At 68.2% G+C, this 24,195-nt stretch carries 18 protein-coding genes and 1 pseudogene; 1 reads left to right on the forward strand and 18 read right to left on the reverse strand.

What is annotated here, in order from left to right:
• Nucleotides 1-65: 65 nt before the first annotated feature.
• From pyk to ACZ50J_RS13285, 4 genes are all read right to left on the reverse strand, one after another.
• On the reverse strand, nt 66-1,505 hold the full coding sequence (gene pyk / locus ACZ50J_RS13270) for a pyruvate kinase (RefSeq protein WP_464297625.1): 1,440 nt from the start codon (nt 1,503-1,505) through the stop codon (nt 66-68).
• Between the two features lie 226 nt (nt 1,506-1,731).
• The gene (locus tag ACZ50J_RS13275) at nt 1,732-3,192 is read right to left on the reverse strand and encodes a glutamate synthase subunit beta (protein ID WP_464297626.1); all 1,461 of its coding nucleotides are present in this window, start codon (nt 3,190-3,192) and stop codon (nt 1,732-1,734) included.
• Nucleotides 3,185-7,726, reverse strand: a complete 4,542-nt coding sequence (gene gltB, locus ACZ50J_RS13280) for a glutamate synthase large subunit (protein WP_464297627.1) — start codon at nt 7,724-7,726, stop codon at nt 3,185-3,187. The genes ACZ50J_RS13275 and gltB overlap by 8 nt, the downstream gene beginning before the upstream one ends.
• Before the next feature lie 165 nt (nt 7,727-7,891).
• The gene (locus ACZ50J_RS13285) at nt 7,892-9,583 is read right to left on the reverse strand and encodes a glycosyltransferase family 2 protein (RefSeq protein WP_464297628.1); all 1,692 of its coding nucleotides are present in this window, start codon (nt 9,581-9,583) and stop codon (nt 7,892-7,894) included.
• 695 nt (nt 9,584-10,278) lie between these two features.
• On the opposite strand from ACZ50J_RS13285, the pseudogene ACZ50J_RS13290 reads away from it, so the two are divergent.
• Nucleotides 10,279-10,494 (forward strand): annotated as a pseudogene (locus ACZ50J_RS13290) (CatB-related O-acetyltransferase); the annotation flags it as partial.
• A 190-nt stretch (nt 10,495-10,684) separates the two neighbouring features.
• On the opposite strand, the gene ACZ50J_RS13295 reads toward ACZ50J_RS13290, so the two are convergent.
• The 14 genes from ACZ50J_RS13295 to hisI form a co-directional block, all read right to left on the reverse strand.
• Entirely contained in the window at nt 10,685-12,415 is a 1,731-nt protein-coding gene (locus ACZ50J_RS13295; protein WP_464297629.1) for a CDP-glycerol glycerophosphotransferase family protein, read from the reverse strand.
• 225 nt (nt 12,416-12,640) lie between these two features.
• Nucleotides 12,641-13,348, reverse strand: coding sequence for an SDR family NAD(P)-dependent oxidoreductase (locus tag ACZ50J_RS13300; protein ID WP_464297630.1), 708 nt, complete (start codon nt 13,346-13,348; stop codon nt 12,641-12,643).
• The gene (locus ACZ50J_RS13305) at nt 13,341-14,024 is read right to left on the reverse strand and encodes an IspD/TarI family cytidylyltransferase (RefSeq protein ID WP_464297631.1); all 684 of its coding nucleotides are present in this window, start codon (nt 14,022-14,024) and stop codon (nt 13,341-13,343) included. The genes ACZ50J_RS13300 and ACZ50J_RS13305 overlap by 8 nt, the downstream gene beginning before the upstream one ends.
• A 67-nt stretch (nt 14,025-14,091) precedes the next feature.
• A complete protein-coding gene (locus ACZ50J_RS13310) occupies nt 14,092-15,765 on the reverse strand; it encodes a CDP-glycerol glycerophosphotransferase family protein (RefSeq protein ID WP_464297632.1) in 1,674 nt (557 codons plus the stop codon).
• Nucleotides 15,762-16,574 (reverse strand): CDP-alcohol phosphatidyltransferase family protein, encoded by an 813-nt coding sequence (locus tag ACZ50J_RS13315; protein ID WP_464297633.1) that lies wholly within the window; start codon nt 16,572-16,574, stop codon nt 15,762-15,764. Before ACZ50J_RS13315 ends, ACZ50J_RS13310 begins: the two co-directional genes overlap by 4 nt.
• 9 nt (nt 16,575-16,583) lie before the next feature.
• Nucleotides 16,584-17,504 (reverse strand): glycosyltransferase family 2 protein, encoded by a 921-nt coding sequence (locus tag ACZ50J_RS13320; RefSeq protein WP_464297634.1) that lies wholly within the window; start codon nt 17,502-17,504, stop codon nt 16,584-16,586.
• A gap of 63 nt (nt 17,505-17,567) precedes the next feature.
• A complete protein-coding gene (lgt, locus tag ACZ50J_RS13325; protein ID WP_464297635.1) occupies nt 17,568-18,479 on the reverse strand; it encodes a prolipoprotein diacylglyceryl transferase in 912 nt (303 codons plus the stop codon).
• A complete protein-coding gene (gene trpA, locus ACZ50J_RS13330) occupies nt 18,476-19,291 on the reverse strand; it encodes a tryptophan synthase subunit alpha (RefSeq protein ID WP_464297636.1) in 816 nt (271 codons plus the stop codon). The genes lgt and trpA overlap by 4 nt, the downstream gene beginning before the upstream one ends.
• Nucleotides 19,288-20,505 carry a tryptophan synthase subunit beta gene (gene trpB, locus ACZ50J_RS13335; RefSeq protein ID WP_464297637.1) on the reverse strand — a complete coding sequence of 406 codons (1,218 nt, stop codon included), beginning with the start codon at nt 20,503-20,505 and terminating at the stop codon, nt 19,288-19,290. The genes trpA and trpB overlap by 4 nt, the downstream gene beginning before the upstream one ends.
• Nucleotides 20,502-21,290, reverse strand: a complete 789-nt coding sequence (gene trpC / locus ACZ50J_RS13340) for an indole-3-glycerol phosphate synthase TrpC (RefSeq protein WP_464297638.1) — start codon at nt 21,288-21,290, stop codon at nt 20,502-20,504. The genes trpB and trpC overlap by 4 nt, the downstream gene beginning before the upstream one ends.
• The gene (locus ACZ50J_RS13345; protein WP_464297639.1) at nt 21,291-21,557 is read right to left on the reverse strand and encodes an HGxxPAAW family protein; all 267 of its coding nucleotides are present in this window, start codon (nt 21,555-21,557) and stop codon (nt 21,291-21,293) included. It abuts the gene before it with no gap.
• A gap of 80 nt (nt 21,558-21,637) precedes the next feature.
• Nucleotides 21,638-22,234 (reverse strand): Trp biosynthesis-associated membrane protein, encoded by a 597-nt coding sequence (locus ACZ50J_RS13350; protein WP_464297640.1) that lies wholly within the window; start codon nt 22,232-22,234, stop codon nt 21,638-21,640.
• The gene (locus ACZ50J_RS13355; RefSeq protein WP_464297641.1) at nt 22,231-23,802 is read right to left on the reverse strand and encodes an anthranilate synthase component I; all 1,572 of its coding nucleotides are present in this window, start codon (nt 23,800-23,802) and stop codon (nt 22,231-22,233) included. The genes ACZ50J_RS13350 and ACZ50J_RS13355 overlap by 4 nt, the downstream gene beginning before the upstream one ends.
• Nucleotides 23,799-24,152, reverse strand: coding sequence for a phosphoribosyl-AMP cyclohydrolase (hisI, locus tag ACZ50J_RS13360; protein WP_464297642.1), 354 nt, complete (start codon nt 24,150-24,152; stop codon nt 23,799-23,801). Before hisI ends, ACZ50J_RS13355 begins: the two co-directional genes overlap by 4 nt.
• Nucleotides 24,153-24,195 lie beyond the last annotated feature (43 nt).

Here is a 24,195-nt window from a genome sequence, read left to right on the forward strand (position 1 = left end):
GAGTGCTGGCACAGCATACGGGAGGCACTGTGCACGACTCCAATCGGTCGTGCGAGGAGTCGAACTCAGTGATAGGCGGGAGCCACCTTGTTCTGGGCGTCGCCCATGCGGTGCACCCGCAGTGCGTTGGTCGAGCCGGGGATCCCGGGCGGCGAACCGGCGACGATGATCACCAGATCGCCCTCCTGTGCCCGGCCGGAGCTGAGCAGCAGCTCGTCGACCTGCATGGCCATCTGGTCGGTGTGCTTGACCTGCGGCACCAGGAAGGTCTCGACACCCCACACCATCGCCAGCTGCGACCGGGTCGACTGCTCGGGGGTGAAGGCCAGCATCGGGCGCGGGCTGCGGATCCGCGCCATCCGCTTCGCCGAGTCACCGGACTCGGTGAACGTCACGAGATATCGGACGTCGAGCAGATCGCCGACCTCGGCCGCGGCCGCGGTGACCGCGCCGCCCTTGGTGTGCGGGCGGGTGCCGAGCGGGGGCACCCGGTCCAGACCGTGTTCCTCGGTGCTGTCGATGATGCGCGCCATCGTCCGGACGGCTTCGATCGGCCACGCACCGACACTCGTCTCACCGGAGAGCATGATCGCGTCCGCTCCGTCGAGCACCGCGTTGGCGCAGTCGCTGGCCTCCGCACGGGTCGGGCGGGAGTTCTCGATCATCGACTCGAGCACCTGCGTCGCCACGATGACCGGCTTCGCATTGCGCCGGCAGATCTCGATCGCACGCTTCTGGACCAGCGGCACTTCCTCGAGCGGCAGCTCGACGCCGAGGTCGCCGCGAGCGACCATCACACCGTCGAACGCGTCGATGATGGCCGCGAGATTGTCGACCGCCTGCGGCTTCTCGACCTTCGCGATGACCGGGACCCGGCGCCCCTCCTCGTCCATGATCTCGTGCGCGCGACGGATGTCGCTCGCGTCGCGGACGAAGGACAGCGCCACGACGTCGGCGCCCAACTTGAGCGCCCAGCGCAGGTCGGCCTCGTCCTTCTCGGAGAGTGCCGGGACGCTCACGGCGACACCCGGCAGGTTGATGCCCTTGTGGTCGGAGACCTGGCCGCCCTCGACGACCTCGGCGTGCACATCGGTCGAGGTGACCTCCCGAGCGCGCAGGCAGACCTTGCCGTCGTCGATCAGCAGCACATCGCCGGCGTTCACATCGCCGGGCAAACCCTTGTACGTGGTCGAAACTCGGCTCTGATCACCGTCGATGTCGTCGACCGTGATTGTGAAAGGGTCCCCCGGCTTGAGGGCGATCGGGCCGTTGCCGAACGTGCCGGTGCGGATCTTCGGACCCTGCAGATCACACATCACGCACACCGCCCGCCCGGCGTCGTTCGACGCAGCGCGGATCGCGGCATAGACCTGCTCGTGATCGGCGTAGGCACCGTGCGAGAGGTTCAGCCGCGCGACGTCCATCCCGGCGTCGACCAACTCGCGCACCTTGTCCGGTGCTGCAGTGGCGGGTCCGAGGGTGCACACAATCTTGGCTCGACGCATGCCTCAACCCTAGTGAGCCGGAGGCCCGGCCAACGCATGGTGGTGCAGACCGTCCGCCATACGAGTGAGTAACTTGTGGCACCGGGACGAAGAACCGACGACGGTCGTCACGTCATCGCCCGAAAACCGTTCTCCGGGAGCACAATTCACGACTGTCGGCACTTACTCGCCCGATATGGGAGAAACGGGCGAGTAAGTGCCGACAGTATCGAGTTGCAGGCGCGGTTCAGACCGCCAGTGGGCGGTCCGTCGGCGCGATCGGCGCGGGCAGATCGGAATGTCCGCCGGACAGGAAGGCGTCCACGCCGTGCGCCGCGGCGCGTCCCTCGGCGATGGCCCAGACGATCAGGGACTGACCGCGACCGGCGTCACCGGCGACGAAGACGCCGGGCACCGACGACATGAAGTTCTCGTCCCGGCGCACGTTGGACCGCTCGTCGAGTTCCACGCCGAGATCATCGACCAGGCTCTCGGTCAACGGGCCGAGGAAGCCCATCGCGAGCAGCACCAGGTCGGCGTCGATCTCCCGCTCGGTGCCTTCGACCTCTTCGAATCCCTTGTCACCGGAACGAACTTCGACCACCCGCAACGCTCGGACCTTGCCGGTGCCGTCGTCGATCGCCTGCTTCGTGCTCATCGCATAGACACGCTCGCCGCCTTCCTCGTGCGCGCTCGCGATCCGGAAGATCATCGGGTATGTCGGCCACGGGTGCGCCGCGGAACGCTCCTCGCCCGGTCGCGGCATGATCTCCAGCGACGTCACCGACGCGGCGCCCTGCCGCAGCGAGGTGCCGATGCAGTCCGCGCCGGTGTCACCGCCGCCGATCACCACGACGTGCTTGCCCTCTGCCGTCACCTGGTCCGCGACGTGCTCGCCGAGCGCGACCCGGTTGGCCGGCGGCAGGAAGTCCATCGCCTGCACGAAGCCATCGAGCTGGCGGCCTTCGACCGGCAGGTCCCGCGGGACCGTTGAGCCGATCGAGACGACCACGGCGTCATACCGGGAACGCAGCTGTGCCCAGGTGATGCCCTTGCCGATCTCGGTGTTGCACCGGAAGCGGGTGCCCTCGGCGATCATCTGGTCGATGCGCCGGTCCACGACGGACTTCTCCATCTTGAACTCGGGGATCCCGTAACGCAGCAATCCGCCTGGTTTGTCGGCGCGTTCGAAGACGGCGACGGTGTGTCCGGCGCGGGTCAGCTGCTGCGCGGCCGCCAGGCCCGCGGGGCCGGAACCGACGACGGCGACCGTGCGACCGGTCAGCCGCTCCGGCGGCTGGGGCGCCACCGAGCCGTCGGCGAACGCCTGCTCGATGGTGGTCACCTCGATCTGCTTGATGGTGACCGCGGGCTGGCTGATGCCGAGGACGCACGCCGTCTCGCAGGGAGCCGGGCACAGTCGGCCGGTGAACTCCGGGAAGTTGTTGGTCGCGTGCAACCGGTCGATCGCATCCGACCAATCCCCGCGCCAGGCAAGGGTGTTCCACTCCGGAATGAGGTTGCCCAGCGGACAGCCCTGGTGACAGAACGGTATGCCGCAGTCCATGCAACGGCTCGCCTGCTGTTGCAGGTCACCGCGCTGCTGCTCTTCGTAGACCTCTTTCCAGTCCTTGATCCGCACCGGGACCGGACGACGCTCCGGGAGACTGCGCTCCCGCACCTTCAGAAAGCCGCGTGGGTCAGCCACGGGACACCTCCATGATTCGTGCCCAGACGACATCGCCGTCCGGATCGAGTCCTTCCTCGGTTGCCTTCGCACGCACGTCGAGCACCTGCTGGTAGGCGCGGGGCAGCACCAGCGAGAAGCGCTCGGCGCTGACCGGCCACTGTGCCAAAAGCTTTCCGGCGACAGCAGATTCGGTCCACTCGTGGTGCTTCTCCAGCAACTCGTGCACTGCAGCGAGGTCCTCCTCGCGCAACGAGCTCACATCGACCAACTCACGGTTGACCAGTTCCTCGTCGAGGTCGAGCACGTAGCCGACGCCACCCGACATACCGGCGCCCAGGTTGCGGCCGGTCGGTCCGAGGATCAGCACCGTGCCGCCGGTCATGTACTCCAGTCCGTGGTCGCCGACGCCCTCGACGACCGCGGTCGCGCCCGAGTTGCGCACGCAGAACCGCTCCCCCACGACACCGCGCAGGAAGATCTCGCCGGACGTTGCGCCATACCCGATGACGTTGCCGGCGACGACGTTCTGCTCGGCCACGAGCGACGCGTCACGCAACGGACGCACGAGCACGCGGCCGCCCGAAATGCCCTTGCCGACATAGTCGTTCGCCTCACCGAAGAGCCGCAGCGTGATGCCGGACGGCAGGAACGCGCCGAGCGACTGCCCGGCCGAACCGGTGAGCGTGACATCGATCGTCTGGTCCGGCAGCCCCTCCGGGTAGCGCTTGGTGACCTCGTGACCGAGCATCGTGCCGACCGTGCGGTTGACGTTGGCCACCGGCAGGTCGAGACGCACCGGCTCCTTCTCTTCCAGGGCGTCCCGGCTCATCGTGATCAACTGCTGGTCGAGCGCCTTGGCCAGCCCGTGGTCCTGCGGCACGACGTGCCGCAACGGGGTGCCCTCGGGCAGTTCGACTTCGGTCAGGATCGGCGACAGGTCGAGGCCGGCTGCCTTCCAGTGATCGACGGCGCGCTCGGTGTCCAGCAGCCCGACCTGGCCGACGGCTTCATCAAGAGTGCGGAAACCCAACTGTGCCAACAGTTCTCGGACCTCTTCGGCGATGTACTCGAAGAAGGTCTCCACGAATTCGGGCTTGCCCGAGTAGCGGGAGCGCAGTTCCGGGTTCTGGGTCGCGATGCCGACCGGACAGGTGTCGAGGTGGCAGACACGCATCATGATGCAGCCACTGACGACCAGCGGCGCACTGGCGAAGCAGTACTCCTCGGCGCCGAGCAGCGCGGCGATGACCACGTCGCGGCCGGTCTTCAGCTGGCCGTCGGTCTGCACCACGATGCGGTCGCGCAGTCCGTTCAGCAGCAGGGTCTGCTGGGTCTCGGCGAGACCCAACTCCCACGGCCCGCCCGCGTGCTTCAACGACGTCAACGGAGCCGCACCGGTGCCACCGTCGTGACCGGACACCAGCACCACGTCCGCATGCGCCTTCGAGACACCCGCGGCCACCGTGCCGACGCCGACCTCGGAGACCAGCTTGACGTGGATGCGCGCCGACGGGTTGGCGTTCTTCAGATCGTGGATCAGCTGCGCCAGGTCCTCGATCGAGTAGATGTCGTGGTGCGGCGGCGGAGAGATCAGGCCGACGCCTGGCGTCGAATGCCGGGTCGAGGCCACCCAAGGGTAGACCTTGTGCCCGGGCAGTTGGCCGCCCTCCCCCGGCTTGGCGCCCTGCGCCATCTTGATCTGGATGTCGTCGGCACCGGTCAGGTAGACCGAGGTGACGCCGAACCGACCGGATGCCACCTGCTTGATCGACGAGCGGCGCTCCGGGTCGAGCAGCCGATCCAGGTCCTCACCGCCCTCGCCGGTGTTGGACCGGCCGCCGAGGCGGTTCATCGCAATGGCCAGGGTCTCGTGCGCCTCCTTGCTGATCGAGCCGTAGCTCATCGCACCGGTCGAGAAGCGCTTCACGATCTCGCTGACCGGCTCGACCTCCTCGATCGGGATGCTCGGCCGAGTTCCCTTGAAGGAGAACAGTCCTCGCAGGGTCATCAGTCGCTTGGACTGGTCGTCGACCCGCTGGGTGTACTGCTTGAAGATGTCGTAGCGCCGTGACCGGGTCGAGTGCTGCAGTCGGAAGACGGTCTCCGGGTCGAACAGGTGCGGCTCACCCTCGCGACGCCACTGGTATTCGCCGCCGGTGTCCAGCGTCCGGTGCGACTGGTGCAGGCCGTTCTTCGGGTATGCCGTCTGGTGCCGTTGCGCGATCTCCTCCGCGATCTCCTCCAGCCCGATGCCACCGATGCGGGACACGGTGCCGGTGAAGTATTCGTCGATCAGCTCCTGCGACAGACCCAGTGCCTCGAACACCTGAGCACCGCGGTATGACGCGACGGTGGAGATGCCCATCTTGGACATGACCTTCAGCACGCCCTTGCCGAGCGCGTAGATGAGGTTCTTGACGGCCTGCTCCGGAGTGACACCGGTGATGGCGCCGCGACGGACCAGGTCCTCCACGGATTCCATTGCCAGGTAAGGGTTCACGGCGGCTGCGCCATACCCGATCAGCAGGGCGACGTGGTGCACCTCGCGCACGTCGCCGGCCTCGACCAACAGACCGACCTGGGTGCGGGTCTTCTCCCGGACCAGGTGGTGATGGACTGCGGCGGTGAGCAACAGCGACGGGATCGGCGCGAACGCCGCAGTGCTCTCCCGGTCGGACAGCACGACGAAACGGTGTCCGTCCGCGATCGCCTGCGACACCTCGGCGCAGATGCCCTTCAGCCGGGCGCGCAGCGCGCTCGGGCCACCGGCGACACGGTAGGTGCCGCGGATGACGTAGGTCTGATAGCCGGGGAAGTCACCGTCGTTGTTGAGGTTGACCAGCTTCGCCAGCTCGTCGTTGTCGATGACCGGGAAGTCCAGCTCGACCTGCCGCGCGTGCTGCGGCCCGACCTCGAGAGCGTTGTGCTCCGGGCCCATCAGCGTGCCCAGCGAGGTGACCAGCACCTCGCGGATCGCGTCCAGCGGCGGGTTGGTGACCTGCGCGAAGAGTTGGCTGAAGTAGTCGAACAACAACCGCGGGCGGTCCGAGAGGACGGCGACGGGCGTGTCGGTGCCCATCGAGCCGAGCGCCTCGGCGGCCGCCTCGGCCATCGGGGTCAGCAGGAGACGCAGCTCCTCGTGGGTGTAGCCGAAGGTCTGCTGGCGACGGACGACCGATGCGGGCGTGTGCCAGACGTGCTCGCGCTCGGGACGCTCGGACAGCTTGATGATGCCGGCGTGCAACCAGTCCTCGTAGGGGTGCTCGGCCGCGAGATCGCGCTTGATCTCGTCGTCACTGATCAGGCGGCCCTGCGCGGTGTCGACCAGGAACATCCGACCCGGCTGCAGGCGACCCTTGCGGACGACGTGTGCCGGGTCCAGGTCGAGGACGCCCGCCTCCGACGCGAGCACCACGAGCCCGTCGTCCGTCACGGCATACCGACCCGGGCGCAGCCCGTTGCGGTCCAGCACCGCACCGACCAGGGTGCCGTCGGTGAACGCGACGCAGGCCGGTCCGTCCCAGGGCTCCATGATCGCCGAGTGGTACTCGTAGAACGCCCGGCGGGCGGGGTCCATCGTCTCGTGATTCTCCCATGCCTCGGGGATCATCATCAGCACGGCATGCGGCAGGCTGCGACCGCCGAGATGCAACAGCTCCAGGACCTCGTCGAAGCTCGCGGAGTCCGAGCTCGAGTCGGTGCAGATCGGGAAGAGCCGGTCGATGTCACCACCGAAAACGTCACTGTGCAAAGTGGATTCGCGAGCGCGCATCCAGTTGCGGTTGCCGCGGACGGTGTTGATCTCACCGTTGTGCGCGATCATCCGATAGGGGTGCGACAGCGGCCACGACGGGAAGGTGTTGGTCGAGAAACGCGAGTGCACCAGCGCGAGCTCGGTGGTGAAGCGGCGATCCGACAGGTCCGGGTAGAAGGGCTCCAGCTGGCCGGTGGTCAACATGCCCTTGTAGACGATCGTGCGGCAGGACAGCGACGGGAAGTAGACGTCACGCTCGGCCTCGATCCGCTTGCGGAGTGCGTAGGCCCTGCGGTCCAGGTCGATGCCGGACAGTTCGCCCTCGGCGGCAGCCACGAACGCCTGCCGGAAGACCGGCATCACGGCCTGCGCCGACTCGCCGACCAGTGTCGGGTCGGTCGGCACATCGCGCCAGCCGACCACGCGCAGGCCCTCGTCGGCCGCGATCTGCGCGAACCGCTCACCGATGTACCACTGTTGATCGGGGTCGCGCGGCAGGAACGCGATGCCCACGGCATACGTGCCCTTGGCCGGCAGATCGAAGTCGCAGACTGCTCGGAAGAACTCGTCCGGGAGCTGCGTGAGGATGCCGGCTCCGTCACCGACCGCCGGGTCGGCGCCGGTCGCACCGCGGTGTTCGAGATTGCGGAGTGCGGTCAGCGCGTGGTCGACGATGTCGTGCCCGGCCGTACCGCGCATCGTGGCGACCATGGCCACTCCACACGCATCGTGCTCGCGCGCCGGGTCGTAGAGACCCTGCGCTGCGGGAACCGCGGAAAAACTACTCTGCGCCGTCAACGAAACTCACCGTCCAGTCGTCGTGAACGACGCCGAACGCGCGTCGTTCAATGGGATAACCGAACCTTGCGAGGACGACGCTGGCCTCGAAGGCCCGCACAGACTACCGCCCCGACCGGACTGCCCACAACGTGGACCGGTCGTCTCAGTAATTGAGACGATATGTCAGGGGCGCAACTCGCCGATCCGCGTCCGCACCCGACCGGCCGCATGTCGTGCTCTCCGCAGCGCGGCGCGGGCGATCACCGGGGATGCCTCCCGCCATCCGTCGGCGCGGCCGAGTTCGCGAATCCGGGACCATCGTGATCGGGTCGGGTCGACCAGGTGCAGGCTCAGCTTGCGGCGCCCGGTGGTCGCGAAGGCGACGACCGTCCGGTCCTCGAGTTGCGGGCCCGTGGCCGGCAGTCTCACTCCCCCGTCCGCCGGCAGCCGGATCTCCGACCACCAGCCCAGTCCGTTGAGCCGCACGCGCAGGTCGAGCACCGTGTCGACAGGTCGGCTCCGGAACGCCGCTCCCGGGTCGATCAGGACCTCGGACGAGACACCCAACCGGTCGTCCGTCAGGGGCTCACCATGGCCCGATGCGAACTGTACGTCCGAGGTCGACCGGTCGGTCAGCAGGGTGTGCAGACGAATGCCGGCCACCAGGTCCGAGACGTCGACCGGATCCAGCCGCAGGCCGGGCACCCGGGGCGTGATGTCCCAGAACGCGCCGTGGTCGGTGCGGATGACCGTGATCGGATCGCCATCGGCATACACGAAATGCGAGCTGATCGAGAGGGCGAGCCGGCCGTCGTCCGTCCACGACAGCTGCTCCAGCCGAGGCTGCTGGGTGATGCCGCGTTCCGCGGCGGCCAGGCGTCGGATGTCCTCCAGCGAACCGGTCATCAGCAACTGTGCGCGCGCACGCGATCCGGCGCCGAGATACGGGAGCAGGCGCTCGTCGAATCCGAATCGCACACTCACCCGGCGCAGTTCGGCCACCAACCGCTCCTGGTAGTCCTCCGCATGCTCCAGCAGGAATCCGCCGCGCAGTCGCGCGAGCATCTTCGTCTGGTACCAGTGACTGTAGAGCTTGTCGCGGAACGCACCCGGCTCGGTGTTGGCCTCGACCACGGCCAGGACACGCTCGACCGACTCGTAATAGACGACCGGGTCGACCTCGCTGAAGCTGGCGTTCTCCCCGCTCCCCTGACGACGCATCCAGTAGTAGCAGGGCTGCTGTGCGAAGACCGAGATCCGCTGCGCTGCGAAGTAGCAGGACATCATGAAGAAGTGGTCCTCGAGTCGCACCCGCCCCTCGGGGAACCGGATGCCGTGCTCGTGGACCAGCGCCGTACGCACCAACTTGTGCGGGGTCAGCAGCAGCAGGATCGGGTCCCGGCCGAGGGTGGCGTCGGGGATGTCGCGCCGGAACAGGGCGCGAGACACGGAACGGCCGGGGCCGACACCGATCTCCTTCGGTATGACGACATCGCTGTCGTGCGCCCGGGCGAAGTCGTACATCGCGCGCAGCGCATCGGGCGTGAACTTGTCGTCGTTGTCGGCGAAGAAGAGGTACTCACCGCGCGCCGCGTCGATGCCGAGGTTCCGCGGCCGGCCGGGCCATCCCGAGTTCGGGGTGTTGTGCAACACGCTGACGTTGCGCCGATCCTCCGCCCACTCCCGCAACCGCTCCCGCGTTCCGTCCGTCGAGTCGTCGTCGGCGAAGATCACCTCGAACTCCGCGGCCGGCAACGTCTGCGCGTCGATCGACGCCAACAGCTCGTCGATGTCGGGTCCCGGGTTGTAGACCGCCACCACGACCGAAACCTTCAGCATCTGGTCGTTCTCTGCGTGCGCCGCCCCTGAAGTCACCGTTTCTACGCTACGGCGGTTTCGTGTAGACAGCGTGTACGCGGACCGCATCGATCGGCACCGGCCCGCCGCGCCCCGGGCCGGACAGCGCGGCGCTGTAGAGTCTGCGGACCCTTTGCCCGACGAACGACGAGGTGTAGACCCCAGCAATGAAGAACATTCGGTCGAGAGTCCGGAACGGCATACGCACACGGGTGATCGGCCCCGCACGCACGAGGAGCCGACAGGTCCTCAGCGAATCGCCCTCGCAGACCACTCCAGCGCCGGCACCGTCGCCCGCCAAGAAGGGCGGCAAACCGTCGAACAACCCCTGGATCGGCCTGCGCGAGCACGGTCTGCGGATCCAGCCGGGCCTCGGCTTCTTCGGCGCCGGCCCCGGGCACATCAAGGTGCGCTTCGAACCGCCGGCGCAGCTGAACAACACGACCATGCACGTCTACCGCAATATCGCCATCGGGCGGTACAGCTTCCTGCGCGGCGGCCGGTTCCGGTACATCGACACGATCGGGCGCTACACCAGCATCGGTCCGGACGTCACGATCGGAGAGGGCGAGCACCCGGTGACCTGGCTGACCAGCTCGCCCGCGGTGCACGACGCCAAGCGGTACCGCTACTACCCGCCGGAGGCCGACTCCGGGCCACGCACCATCAAGCGGACGCCCGAGAACATCGACCCGAGGACGATGGAGAACGCCAGCATCGGCAACGACGTCTGGATCGGCGCCAACGTCCTGATCCGACGCGGCGTCTCCATCGGTGACGGAGCGATCGTCGCTGCGGGCGCCTTCGTCAACAAGGACGTTGCGCCCTACACGATCGTCGGCGGTCTCCCGGCGAAGGTGATCGGCAAGCGTTTCAGCGACGAGATCATCGAACGCCTGCTGGCGCTGAAGTGGTGGGAGTTCGACGTCAGCGACCTGTCCGGCGTCGCCTTCGACGACATCGAGCAGGCCATCGAGCAGATCACCGAGCGCGAGCGCGCCGGTGAGATCTCCCGCGTCCCCGTCACGTATGACGAGGTCGTGATCAGCCGGAAGGGCTACCGCTCACTCGTCGTCGACCCGCTGAACGCCGAGCGCGCTCGCACTCGGCTCGAGCGGCTCAAGCAGGCGGAGTAGCCCGCTCACTGCCGTGGCCGTCGGACACCCGTTCCGGCGGCCACGTCGCGTGCGGCGGCCAGGGGGCGTGCGCCTCATGGGCGGCGGCCTTCAGGAAGCCCTCCTCGTACGTCGCATCGGGGAAGTCGCCCAGGTAGTAGGTGCGCTTCTCCCGGCGGACGGTGCCCATCGGGTCGTCCGTCGCCGCAGCCGCGAGCGCTGTGCGGACCTGCTCCGGTGAACCGTCGACGACATACGTTGCGGACGCGAGGGGGAACTCCAGCGCGAACTCCGCCGGGTCCTGGTCGGGATTGACCAGCAGGATCGGCTTCTCCGAGTAGAGGTAGTCGGCCACCACGCTCGACACGTCGGCGATCATCAGGTCGGACGCGTTGAAGCACTCCTCCATCGTCATGTCGCTGCCTGCAGCAGGCCCGAAGACGTGCTCACGGCCGGTCGCCCGGGAGTCGGCGGCGAGCAACTCGCAGGCCTCGGCGGCGATACGCGCGAACTCGGGGTCCCGGTTGGTGTACGGGTGTGCCCGGAAGATGACCCGGCAGCCGAGGTCGAGCGCCTCGGCGAGGATCCCGAGCGCGCGCGGGATCGAGCTGTGCGCCGCGTCCTCGTGGAACCCCTTCCAGGTCGGTGCGTACAGCACCGTGCAGTCGGTGAGGTCGAGTGTGTCGGTCGTCCGTCGGTCGATGCCGACCACCTGCGGCCGCCCGACGATCTCGAACTTCTCGTCCGGGATGAACACACCGTGCGCGGCATACCGATCGATACCGGCCTGGCCGGCGACGAACACCTTGTCGAACATCGCGGTGACCGGGCTGTAGCTGGGCGCCTTGTCGCTGTCGCCGTGCAGCAACTGGATGTGGGTCAGTTCCCCGTACCGCACGAAGTGCGAGTTGCGGGCCGCGTTGTTCACGTAGAAGGCCGCACGGAGGCTCTCGGTCCGGGCCCGTTCGACCGACCCCATCGTCGGGCAGTGCAGGACCGGGACGTCCCCGCAGACGCTGACGGCCTGGCCGTAGCTGCGCCGATCACGGACCATCACGAAGAACGGCACACCGACGCGCTGCAGGTGCGGGATCCACATCGCCAGCTGCAACTGCGAGTTGCGCGGCGCGTCCCAGTAGAGGACGAAGGACGGGTTCAGGTCGTGCAGCACGGACGGCAGCAGTGCCTGCGCGCGCCGCGACGCGTTGCGTCGCAAGTACGCATCGCCGGCGATGGCAGCGGCGGACGCTGCGGCGATCAGTGATCCCAGCAGCCACCACAGGCCGTTCAGGTGGAAGTACCCGGCGCACATCAGCGCGAGCGGTAGCAGGAGCATCAGTCGGGCGTAGAGCCGCACCAGTTGCGGCTTCTTCTCCCGGAGGTGAAGTGCGTCGAACCCGGACGCTCGGGTACCGGTGTAGCCGTAGGCCCGGCGTACCAGCTGTTCGCTGCGCACCAGGAGCACCAGCAGCGCGATCGCGGTCCAGGCCGCCCACACGACACCGACGGTGTGGTCGATGATCAGTCCGGCGGGGGCCAACGCGAGCAGAACCCGCGCGATCAGGTGGTGCCCGAGGTTGCGGCCGCCCCACATCTTCCGGCACAGCCAGGTGCACCCCAGGTATGCCACCAGCCAGATGACGACACCGACGTCCGTCGCGCCGGACAGCAGCACGAGGGTTCCGGCGAGCGCCACGAGGACGACCGCCAGGGTGCGAGCTTCACGCTTGAGCAAGAGCACTCCGATTCGAGGTATGCCGACCGGTTCGGAGACCGTCGGCGCTGAAAAAGCCGATCCGCATGTTACCGAGGCGTTCGCCTCTCACTCACCCGGCGGCCGTGCGGACGCCACGTTGTGAGGGATCTCACCGGCTAGGACGACGAACCCGGCCCACACGACGACGCCCGCCCGGAGCCACCGAAGTGACCGCGGGCGGGCGTGTCGGATGCGCGGACGACGTCAGAGACGAACGACGAGGTTCTCGCTGTCGACGTACCGGCCCACCGGGCTGGTGAGCATGCGGATCGCGTCGGCGACGTCCTCCGGCTGCATGATCGTGGTGGGGTCCTCGTCCGGCGCCAGCTTGCGCCGCAGGGCGGTCGCGCAACGACCGGGCGAGATGGTGATGACCCGGGTGCCGTAGATCGCCAGCTCCTCCTTGAGGACCTGGCTCATCGCGATGAGTGCGGCCTTCGAGCTCGAGTAGGTCAGCCAGCCCGAGCGGCCGGTGATGCCGGCGGTCGAGGCGACGTTGACGATGTACTCGAAGGTGTTGCCGAGGTGCAGCAGGTGCTGCACGATCAGGAACGGCGCGTAGAGGTTGACACCGATGGTGCGCTCGAAGTCGGCGAAGTCGATCTCGTGGATCGGGTCGGGCGCGGTGTAACCGGCGTTGTTGACCAGGAACTCGATGTTGCCGTGCTTCTCGATGATCTGCGGCATGAGCGCGGCGATCGCGTCACGGTCGCTCAGGTCGATCTCGTAGCAGAAGACCTTCTTGTCGAACGGGTTGTCCGCCAGCAGTTCCTTCTCGGCCTCGGCGAAGTCGTCCGATTTGCGCGCCAGCAGCACGTAGTTGGTGACGTCGTTGTCCTCGCGGAAGAAGCGCTCCGCGGTCGCCAGTCCGATGCCCTTGGAGGCACCGCTGATCAGAATCGTCTTACTCATCCTCGTCATCACCCGCCAACAGGTAGCCCGCCAGTCGCACGTCCGTCTTGGTCGTGATCTTGAAGTTCCGGTCGTTGCCCGGGATGTAGTAGACGTCGGCGCCGGCAACCGCGCAGAGGGTCGCGTCCTCGGTGAAGACGACGTTCTCCTTCTGGGCGTAGGCGTGCCCCTCCTGCAGGGTCGTCTTGCGGAACTTCTGCGGCAACTGCACGTTGCGCAACCGCGCGCGCTCCAGGGAGCCGGTGACCCGCTGGGTGTCGGGGTCCACCGGTGCCACGGTGAACGGGATCTCCAGCATGAAGCTGACGTTGTCCTTCTCGGCCGCGATGAGCGCCTCGAAGTCGGCCTTGGTGGCCAGCGGGCGGGCGGTCTCGTGCAGGATCACGTGCTCGTTGCCGGCGTGCTCCAGCATCGCCGCGACGGATGCGTGACGGGTGTCGCCCGCCTCGACATACGTGATCGGGGTCTTGATGGCGTAGTCGGCGACCAGCTTGCGCATGGTGTCCTCCCAGCCCGGGGGGAAGTTCAGGATGATCTGGTCGATCTCGGGGATGTCATCAACGGCGATCAATGGGTAGATCATGGCCGGGACGTGGTTGACCCGGATGAGCTGCTTGGGCTGACCCGCAGCAACTCGCGTACCTACACCACCGTTCAGCAGAGCGAGGGTATACATGCCGTGCACCTTAACCTTTCGTTAAGTTCTGGTTCAGTCGTGGGTTCTGTCGTGCTTCGGTAGTCGTTCATCGAGCGATCGACGACGGGCCGTGTATCGCGTCGGCCGCAGCGTCGACGAAGGCGCCCACCTCGTCGGGGTGGTCACCCAGGTAATAGGTCCGGAGTTCCGAACGTGTTGCGGCAAGGGGGTCCTCGTCCAGCATCGTGCGCAACTGGTCGCTCATGGCGCCCGCCACGTCCAGCACGTATGCCGCACGTAGCACCGGGTATTCGGCCCGGTCCACCGGCTGCCCGGCCCCGGTTGTGCCGAGGTCGGCGACCGCGAACGGCTTGCCGGAGTGCAGGTAGTCGGACGCGACGCTGGACACGTCGGTCACCAGGGCGTCGGACGCGTTGAACGACTCCGCGATCGGACCCTGCAGCATCCCGCCACTGGTCACGTGCGGCACCTCGGGCGTCGATGCGGCGGACAGCAGATCGTCGATCCGCGCGATCATCGCGGCCGACAGCTTCTCCTTGAAGGACAGCGGATGCGGCCGGAACATCACGCGCACCCCGAGGTCCAACAAGTCCCGGACGATCGCCTCGCCATACACGAGGGAGCTGAACGACATGTCCTGCACACCGCCGCGCCAGGTGGGCGCGTAGAGCACGGTGCGGCGGCCCGGGAGCGGGTCCGTGTTGTGATCCAGCACGCCGGCGACCTGCGGGCGACCGACGAGCCGGAACTTCTCCGCCGGGACGAGCACGCCGTGGCGGCTGAACCGGTCCACGCCGGCCTGCCCCGCGACGAAGATCTGATCGAACATCCCGATCATCGGGTGATAGCTGGACGGCTTGTCGGAGTCGCCGTGGTTCAGGTGCACGTGGGTGCGATCCAGATAGCGCACGCCGTCGACGCACTGGGCGTGCGTGTTGACGTAGAAAACGGCCCGAACGCTCGGCACCATGACGTCGTCCATGCTGCCCAGCCGCTGGCACGCGATGACCGGCCGGTCGGTGAGGGCGGCGGCCCGCGGGAGCATCTTCGGGTCGCGTGCGAGCACGGCGTAGGGCGCATTCAACTGCTCGAGGTAGGGCAGCCACATGCGCACCTGGTAGTCACCGGTGACCGGCCCGCTGAAATAGATGTAGAACGCGGGCGCGTAGTCGACGAGTGCGTTGGTGACGGTGCGATTGACCGTCTTGGCCCGCCGCGCACGCACCGCCGCCCGCAACTGCAGCGCGCTGCGGCCGAGCACGGCCAGCACGAGGAGCAGGAAGATCGAGTCGGTCCAGTCCGGCAGGTCGACCACCGCCTGCACGAGCAGCAGGCACGCGAACAGCACAATGCCGACCTGTACGACGGAGCCCATCGGGCCGAGGGTCTGCGGCCGGCGATCGTCGGGCAGCCCGGGCAACTGGGCAACGCGTACGCGCGGCACCAGTCTGCTGTCCAACGGCTCACCGATGAGTGCCGTACACACCATCAACGCCGCCGCAGCGGCCAACCACGGCGTGTTGTCCTCGCGTACCGAGGGGACGAAGGTGGCGATCAGTCCGACGAGCGCCATCAGCCGCAGGGCGGGGCCGGGCCGCAGCCGGCCGACCACGACGAGGCCGGCGGTCAGCACCAGGGCGAGGACGGCGACGATCGGGTCCGGGAACTCCAGGGCACTGCAGACCAGCAGGATCGCGGTCAGCAGCGTCAGGCCGACAACTGCCAGCAGGGACTGGCCGAGTCGGCGGATCGTGGTCAACGCGTCGCCTTCACACGCGGGGACGCCATGATCGCGACGAAGTGGCCGAGGACGACGAGCCAGACGACCGGCGCCAGCACCCAGACGGCAACGCGGAAGACGTCGACACCGTCGCCGGTGACCAGACCGATCACCGACAGCACGAGCGCCACGATGCTGAGTTCGACGGAGTGGAAGATGCGGTGGAACGGCAGGAAGCGCGCGGCAGCCCGCAGGATGCCGATCAGTCCGTGTGGTGTCACGGCCTTGGCCTCCGCGGTGTCCGGCAGCCGTTCGATGTTGCTGAACGCCCGGGCCACGTGCACCAGGTCGTTCAATGCCTTGTTCAGCATGATGCCGCACATCAGCACGGCGCCGAGGAAGGCGTATTTCCAGGTGTCCGTCGCGTCGGTCCGACCGCCGAAGATGCCGGCCGCGCGCAGACCGAACGCCAGCCCGACGAAGCTCTCCGTCGTGTAGTGCGCGACACGGTCGAGGAAGACGCCGGCCGGGCTGAAGCGCTGGCGCCAACGAGCGAGTTCGCCGTCCACGCAGTCGAGGTACATCTGCAATTGGGCGAAGATCACCGCGAGGATGGCACCGCCGATGCCCGGCACGAGCAGCGACAATCCGATGCACCAGCCGGACAGGATCATCAGGCCGGTGACGCCGTTGGGTGTCATCCGGGTCGGCGCCAGTTGCCTGGTCAGGTACAGCGAGCCGTGCCGGAGGTACTCCCCCGACCAGTGCTCGGCGTTCTGCCGGCCACGCACGGACGCCGGCTGCGAGCGCTCGCGCAGCTCTTCGATGGTTGGTTTGTTGGATGCCATGTCAGATCCTCAGATGACCGGCCAGCGGCCGTTGCGGGCCATGCGGACGACGGCCGACCACGGCAGTTTGCGATGCGGCTCACCGGGCGCCCAGGGTTCGGACGTCCAGCCCTCGCGCCAGCCGGCGAACCAGGGCCGCAGGCTCTCGCGGACGTGGCGGGAACGCACCAGTTGCACGGCGGTCCACGAGCCGACATACCCCCAACTCACCGGCCAGGGCAGGTTGCGCCGCGCGAGCCAGACCCGGTTGCGGGCGTTCTTGGTGAAGTAGTCGTCGTGCCGGCGCGGGTCGATGACCGGGTGCCCGGCGCGCAGGTGCCCCAGGTAGACGGTCCGGCTGCCTGCGGCCCAGACCCGCCACGCGAGTTCGATGCCCTCGTGCGCGTAGAAGAAGGGCGCCGGCCAGCCGAGGGTCTGCTCGAAGACCTCACGGCGGATCGCGACGGCCATCTCGACGACGGAGAAGACGTTCGACGAGCGGTACGGGCTGCCCTTGCGCAGTCGCGGGATCCACCGGGTCGGCAGGTCACCCACTGCCGGGTCCTCGATCCGCGGCTGGATCATGCCGATCGTCGGGTCGGCGCGGAACTCGGCCGCGCACTTGGCGAGGAAGTCGTCGTCGAGCAGCCAGGCGTCGTCGTCCAGGAAGAAGAGAAGATCACCGGTGACCTGGTCGACGCCGGCGTTCCGGCCGGCGGGTATGCCGACGTTCTCGGGCAGCCGGAGGGACTTGACCCGGTCCGGAAGATCGACCGGGTCCCATCCGTTGCCGACCACGACAATGTCCAGTCGGACGCCGGTCTGGCGCAGCAGCGAATCGAGACCACGGCGCAACTCCGAGGGGCGGGTGCCCTGCGTGAGCACCACGACCGCGAAGGCGGGGGTGTCGGCGTCCGGATGCACCGGCTCGACGGCGAGTTCGATCGTCATACTCCTTCGCTTCACCCGGGGATCCGGGTGCGTTCATCCCCCCGTTGCGCCGATGATCCTATGTCACTCGGGCTGGGCGACGTCCTCGGAGTCGACCGCCGGCTCTGCCTCCGGTTCGGCATCGGGGATCGGCTCGCGCTCTCCGTCGGGGTGCCGGCGGGAGCAGATGATCAGGCCGATCAGTCCGCCGATGAAGACCAGGATGCAGACCCACACGTTGACGCGCTGGCCGAGGATGCGGTTGGCGGGGTCGTCGCGCATCCACTCCATCCAGATCCGGCCGACCGGGTAGAGCATCACGTAGAGCCAGAACGACTTTCCGCGGCCGAGTCGGTAGCGCCGGTCCAGCCACACGATGACCAGCGCGATGACCAGCAGGAACAGCGACTCGTAGAGGAACGTCGGCTGGTAGTAGCCCGCGACGATCGGGTGCCCGGCGGCGTCCTTCAGCGCGTGCCCGGCGCTCTCGTCCCACTCGTAGACCTTCAGCCGCCAGGGCAGGTCGGTGCTGCGGCCGTGGAGTTCATTGTTGAAGTAGTTGCCCCATCGGCCGATCGCCTGCGCCAGCACCACGCCCGGCGCGGCCGAGTCGGCGAAGTCGAGGAAGCGGATGTGATGGCGTCGACAGCCGATGTAGGCGCCGAGCGCACCGAGCGCGATGGCGCCCCAGATGCCGAGGCCACCGTGCCAGATCGCGAACGCGTCCCACGGGTTGCCGTGCTTGCCGAAGTAGGGCTGCGGCGAGGTGATGACGTTGTAGAGACGCCCACCGATGATGCCGAACGGGACCGCCCACCAGGCGACGGTGAGCGCGTCCTCGCGGTGGTAGCCGCGGTCCGCCATCCGGCGACCGGCGACCCAGACCGCGAGGACGATGCCGCTGAGGATGCACAGTGCGTACATCCGGATCGGGAACGGACCCAGCCAGAAGACCCCGACCGTCGGGCTCGGGAAGTATGACGCCTCAGTGATCACCGCGCACGGACCCCGTCGGCCAGGGCTGTCGCCGTGCGGGCGAGCTGCGCGAGCCCGTCCTGCGGATCGTCGGCGTCGACCAGCGTGCTGACCAGTGCGGATCCAACGATGACGCCGTCCGCGAAGCCGGCGACCTCGCGGGCCTGGTCGGCGGTGGAGACGCCGAGCCCGACGCACACCGGGATGTCGCTGACCTCGCGCACCCGCTCGACCAGCACGGCGGCCTCACCGCTGACGGCCGATCGTGCACCGGTGACACCCATCAGGGCTGCGGCGTAGACGAACCCGCGGGATGCGGCGGTTGTCATCGCGAGCCGCTCGGGAGTGGAGCTGGGTGCCACCAGGAAGATGCGGTCCAGACCGTGCGCTTCACTGGCGGCGATCCAGTCGCCGGCCTCATCGGGCACGAGGTCCGGGGTGATGAGTCCGGAGGCACCGGATGCGGCCAGGTTGCGCGCGAACGCGTCCACGCCGTAGCGCAGCACGGGGTTCCAGTAGGTCATCACGACGCAGGCACCGCCGGCGGCGGTGACGGCCTCGGCGGCACGGAACACGTCACGCACGTGGACGCCGGCAGCGAGCGCGCCGGTCGCCGCGGTCTGGATGACCGGACCGTCCATCAATGGGTCGGTGTAGGGCAGACCGATCTCGACGATGTCGACGCCGGAGCGCACCATCGTCACCATCGCCTCGATGGAGGTGTCCACGTCGGGGTAGCCGACCGGCAGATAACCGACGAACGCGGACCGCCCCTCGGCCTTTGCCGCGGCGAGCGCCGCCGACACGCGGCTGGTGTTTTGCGTGGTGGTCATGATCGGGCGTCCCCCTCGTCCAGCAGGCCGAACCACTGGGCCGCGGTGTGCACGTCCTTGTCGCCGCGACCGGAGAGGTTGACCAGCAGCAGCGCGTCCTTGCCCAGCTCGCGACCGAGTTTCATCGCGCCGGCGAGCGCGTGGGCACTCTCGATGGCCGGCAGGATGCCTTCCGAGCGCGACAGCGCACGGAAGGCATCCATCGCCTCCGTGTCGGTGATCGGGAAGTACTCAGCGCGACCGGCGTCACGCAGGAAGGAGTGCTCAGGGCCGACGCTCGGGTAGTCCAAACCCGCTGAGACCGAATGGGATTCGATGGTCTGCCCCTCGTCGTCCTGCAGCACGTAGGTGAACGCACCGTGCAGCACGCCGGGCGTCGCCTCGCCGCTGAACCGCGAGGCGTGTCGGCCCGACGTGGGTCCGTCGCCGCCGCCCTCCAGGCCGATGAGCCGCACGTCCGGGTCGTCGATGAAGCGGTGGAAGATGCCCATCGCGTTGGACCCGCCACCGACACACGCGAGCACCGCGTCGGGCAGTCGGCCGAACTCGTCGAGCATCTGGCCGCGGGCCTCGACACCGATGACGCGGTGGAAGTCGCGGACCATCTCCGGGAACGGGTAGGGGCCGGTGACGGTCCCGAGCACGTAGTGGGTGTGCGCCACGTTGGCGACCCAGTCACGGAACGCCTCGTTGACAGCGTCCTTGAGGGTGCGCGAGCCGTGATCGACCGGCACGACCTCGGCGCCGAGCAACTGCATCCGCGCGACGTTCAGTGCCTGCCGCTCGGTGTCGACGCGACCCATGTAAACGGTGCAGTCGAGTCCCATCAGCGCGGCCGCCGTCGCGGTCGCGACGCCGTGCTGGCCCGCTCCCGTCTCGGCGATGACCCGGGTCTTGCCCATCCGCTTGGTCAGCAACGCCTGGCCCAGCACGTTGTTGATCTTGTGTGATCCGGTGTGGTTCAGATCCTCCCGCTTGAGGACGACCTGCGCGCCGCCGCAGTACTCGTCACCGAAGCGACGGACCGGCGTGATGATGCTCGGGCGGCCGGTGTAGCTGCGCTGCAACTCGGTGAGCTGCCCGAGGAACGCCGGGTCGGCCATCGCCTTGGTGCGGTGCTCGTCGAGCTCCTCGAGCGCGGCGACCAGTGCTTCGGGCACATAGCGCCCGCCATACGCACCGAACCGTCCGAGGGGTGGAGTGGTTTCAGTCATCGGGATCCTTCGATCATGGTGCGGACTGCGGCGCGCGGGTCTCCCCCGGTGACCAGCGCCTCGCCGACGAGTACGGCGTCCGCACCGGCAGCCACGTAATCCGCGACGTCCTGCGGGCCACGGATGCCGGACTCGGCGATCCGGACGCGGTCGGCCGGGACGCGTGGCGCGAGCCGGGCGAAGACGTCCCGGTCGACGTCGAGAGTCTTCAGGTTGCGCGCGTTGACGCCGATCAGCTGGGCGTCGATCGCGAGCGCCCGGTCGATCTCCGCCTCGTCGTGGGTCTCGACCAGTGGCGTCATACCGAGCTCGGCGGCGTGCTGGAAGAGGTCACCCAACTGGGTGTCGTCCAGGGCGGCCACGATGAGCAGAATGATGTCCGCGCCGTGCGCGCGCGCCTCGTCGACCTGGTAGTGGTCGACCATGAAGTCCTTGCGCAGCAACGGGATTCGCACCGCGGCCCGCACGGCGTCGAGATCGGCCAGCGAGCCGCCGAAGCGGCGCTGCTCGGTGAGCACCGAGATGGCGGTCGCGCCGCCCTGTTCGTATGCCGCGGCCAGCTCCGCCGGATCCGGTATGTCGGCAAGGTCACCCTTGCTCGGGCTGCGCCGCTTCACCTCGGAGATGACCTTCACCGGCCCCTCGGCGCGGAAGGCCGCCAGCGCGTCGATGGCCGGCACGGCCGCACTCGCTCGGGCAGCGATGTCGTGCGCCGAGGTGTGGCGCCTCCGGTCCTCGAGGTCCTCGCGAACCCCGAGGATGATGTCGTCGAGGACCGTAACCACCTAGGACGCCTGCTGCGACTCGAGCTGGGCGCGCTCCTCCGCCGTCAGCGGCGGGGCGACGAGCGCGTGGTGGTTGCCGAAGCCCATCTTCGCGAGGGTCTTGCCGACCAGAACACCGACCACGGCCAGTGCGCCGCCGAGGTAGTAGAACGGGTGCAGGCCCCACGCGACGCCGATCGCCACGGACACCGAGGCGAGCAGCAGGAAGCAGACGGTGGTCCACGCCGCGACGCTGTGTCCGTGGTCCTCGTGGAATTCTTCGGCCATCTGGCGTTGCTCCTTCGTGGGCGGTCTGTCCGGTGCGTCGTCCGTGGTCGTGACGACAGGTCAACGTGCGCGCACGTCGATCAGTCCGACGTACGCCGCTCGTTGATTGTGTCAGACCCTGCTGGACGGTCCGTCGGGTCCTCGCCGTCGGTCAGCATGTCCCAGTCCGAACGCTTGGCGGCCTTGGACGTGGTGGGGGCGTCATACCGGCTGGACAGGCCGGACAGGTTGTGGGCGCCGAGGATCGCGAGGACGCCGGTCAGCACCAGCAGGACCGCACCCAGCAGTGCGACCCAGGGCCAGATCGTCAGATCCGCGGCGACGGTGCGATCCCCCGTGTGGCCGGTCATGGTCGTCGCGACATCGGCCAGGATCTTGACCGGGTCACGGACGACGACGATCACCGCGACGATCGCGACGACACCGGCGATCAGCGTCAGCACCGCCGCAATCCAGCGGGCGATGCGGCCGGTCGTGATCGTCGCGAGGACCGCCGCCGCGCCGACCAGGGCCGCGGCCAGCAGTGCGGGTGCCGCCTTGCTGCCGGACGCGGTGGTGTGCGCACCCTGCAGCACCGCGTCGGTCACCGAACCGCTCACCCAGGTGCGGGTGTTGGCGGCGATCATCAGCAGGACAGCGACCGCACCGACCAGCAGGATCGACCGTTTCCCGATCATCCGATGGCTCGCATTCCCGACGCGACCGCCACCGCGCGCAACGCGGCGGCCGCCTTGGTCCGGGTCTCCTGGTATTCGGACTCCGGCACCGAGTCGGCGACGATGCCGGCACCGGCCTGCACGTAGGCGATGTTGTTCTGCAGGACCGCCGTGCGGATGGCGATGGCCATGTCGAGGTCGCCGGCGAAGTCGCAATAGCCGACGACCCCGCCATACACACCGCGGCGGACGCCCTCGAGTCGCTCGATGATCTGCATCGCGCGCGGCTTCGGCGCACCGCTGAGCGTGCCCGCCGGGAAGGTCGCCACGAGCGCGTCGTACGCCGTCCGGTCGGCGCTCAACTCCCCGACCACTGTCGACTCCAGATGCATGATGTGGCTGTAGCGCCGGATCTGCATGAACTCGACCGTGTCGACCGTGCCCGCGTCACAGACCTTCTGCAGGTCGTTGCGGGAGAGGTCGACGAGCATGAGGTGCTCGGCGCGTTCCTTGGGATCGGCGAACAGTTCGTCGGCCAGGTCCTCGTCCTGTTCGGGACTCTTGCCACGCGGTCGCGATCCGGCGATCGGGCGGGTGATGACCCGCTGTCCTGTCACCTTCACCAGCGCCTCCGGGCTGGAGCCCACGACGTCGTATGTCGAACCGTCGGGATGCGGCAGCCGCAGGAGGTACATGTACGGGCTCGGGTTGCCGACCCGCAACGCACGATAGACATCCAGTGCATCAGCGCCGCACGGCACCGAGAACCGTTGTGACACAACGATTTGGAAGGCTTCGCCGGAACGGATGTCTTCCTTCGCCTGCTCCACCATGTCGTGGTACTGCTCACGGGTGTGCGTGCTGGTCGGCTCCAGGGCGACCGGCTCCGGGACCGACACCGTGCTCGGTGCATCCACGGCCAGCGCCTCCTGCATGGCGTCCAACCGGTCGACCGCACCGGACCAGGCCTGCTCGGCGCGCTCGTCGGTGTTGTCGTGGTTGATCGCATTGGCGATCAACAGCACGCTGCCGTCGGCGTGGTCGAGCACCGCCAGGTCGGTCGCGAGCACCATCCCGATCTCGGGGGTGTGCAACTCGTCCGTGCCGGTGTCGGGCAGTCGCTCCCAGTGCCGGACGGCGTCATACGTGACGGCGCCGACGAGTCCGCCGGTCAGCGGAGGCAGTCCGGGAATGCGCGGTGTGGCCAGAACCTGCAGGGTGTCGCGCAGTACGTCGGTCGGGGTGCCGTCGGTCGGAACACCCACCGGCGGCGTGCCGAGCCACAGAGCACGGCCGTCCTGTTCGGTGAGCGTTGCGCGGCTGTCGGCCCCGATGATCGAGTAGCGCGACCACACTCCCCCGTGCTCGGCCGACTCGAGCAGGAACGTCCCGGGACGATCACCCGCGAGCTTCCGGTAGATGCCCAGCGGTGTCTCGCCATCGGCGAGCAGCCTGCGCACGACGGGTATGACGCGCCGGCCGTCGGCCGCGAGTTGCAGGAACTGCGGCAGGCTCGGCCAGGTCACACCCCAGTCGAGCTCCGCGTGGGGGCTGTCCACGGTGGAGCTGGTCGTTGATTCGGCGCTCATGCGATCACCGCGCCCAGGTCGGTGAAGAAGCAGGACCGTTCACCGGTGTGGCACGCCGGCCCGATCTGGTCGACACGGACCAGCAAGGTGTCCCCGTCGCAATCGAGCGCAACCGATTTCACGTGCTGCTCGTGCCCGGAGGTGTCGCCCTTGCGCCAGTACTCGCCACGGCTGCGGGACCAGAACGTCACCCGACCCGAGGTCAGGGTGCGGTGCAGCGCCTCGTCGTCCATCCAGCCGACCATCAACACCTCTCCGGTGTCGTGTTGCTGGATCACAGCGGGGACGAGCCCTGCCTGGTCGTGCTTCAGCAGGGCGGCGATGTCGGGGTCGAGAGCGGAGGAACTCACGGTTGCATTCTGCCGCACCGGCTTTCCGCCTCCGTCACGGCCG

It is taken from the genome of Flexivirga sp. G2 (genome assembly GCF_055397625.1).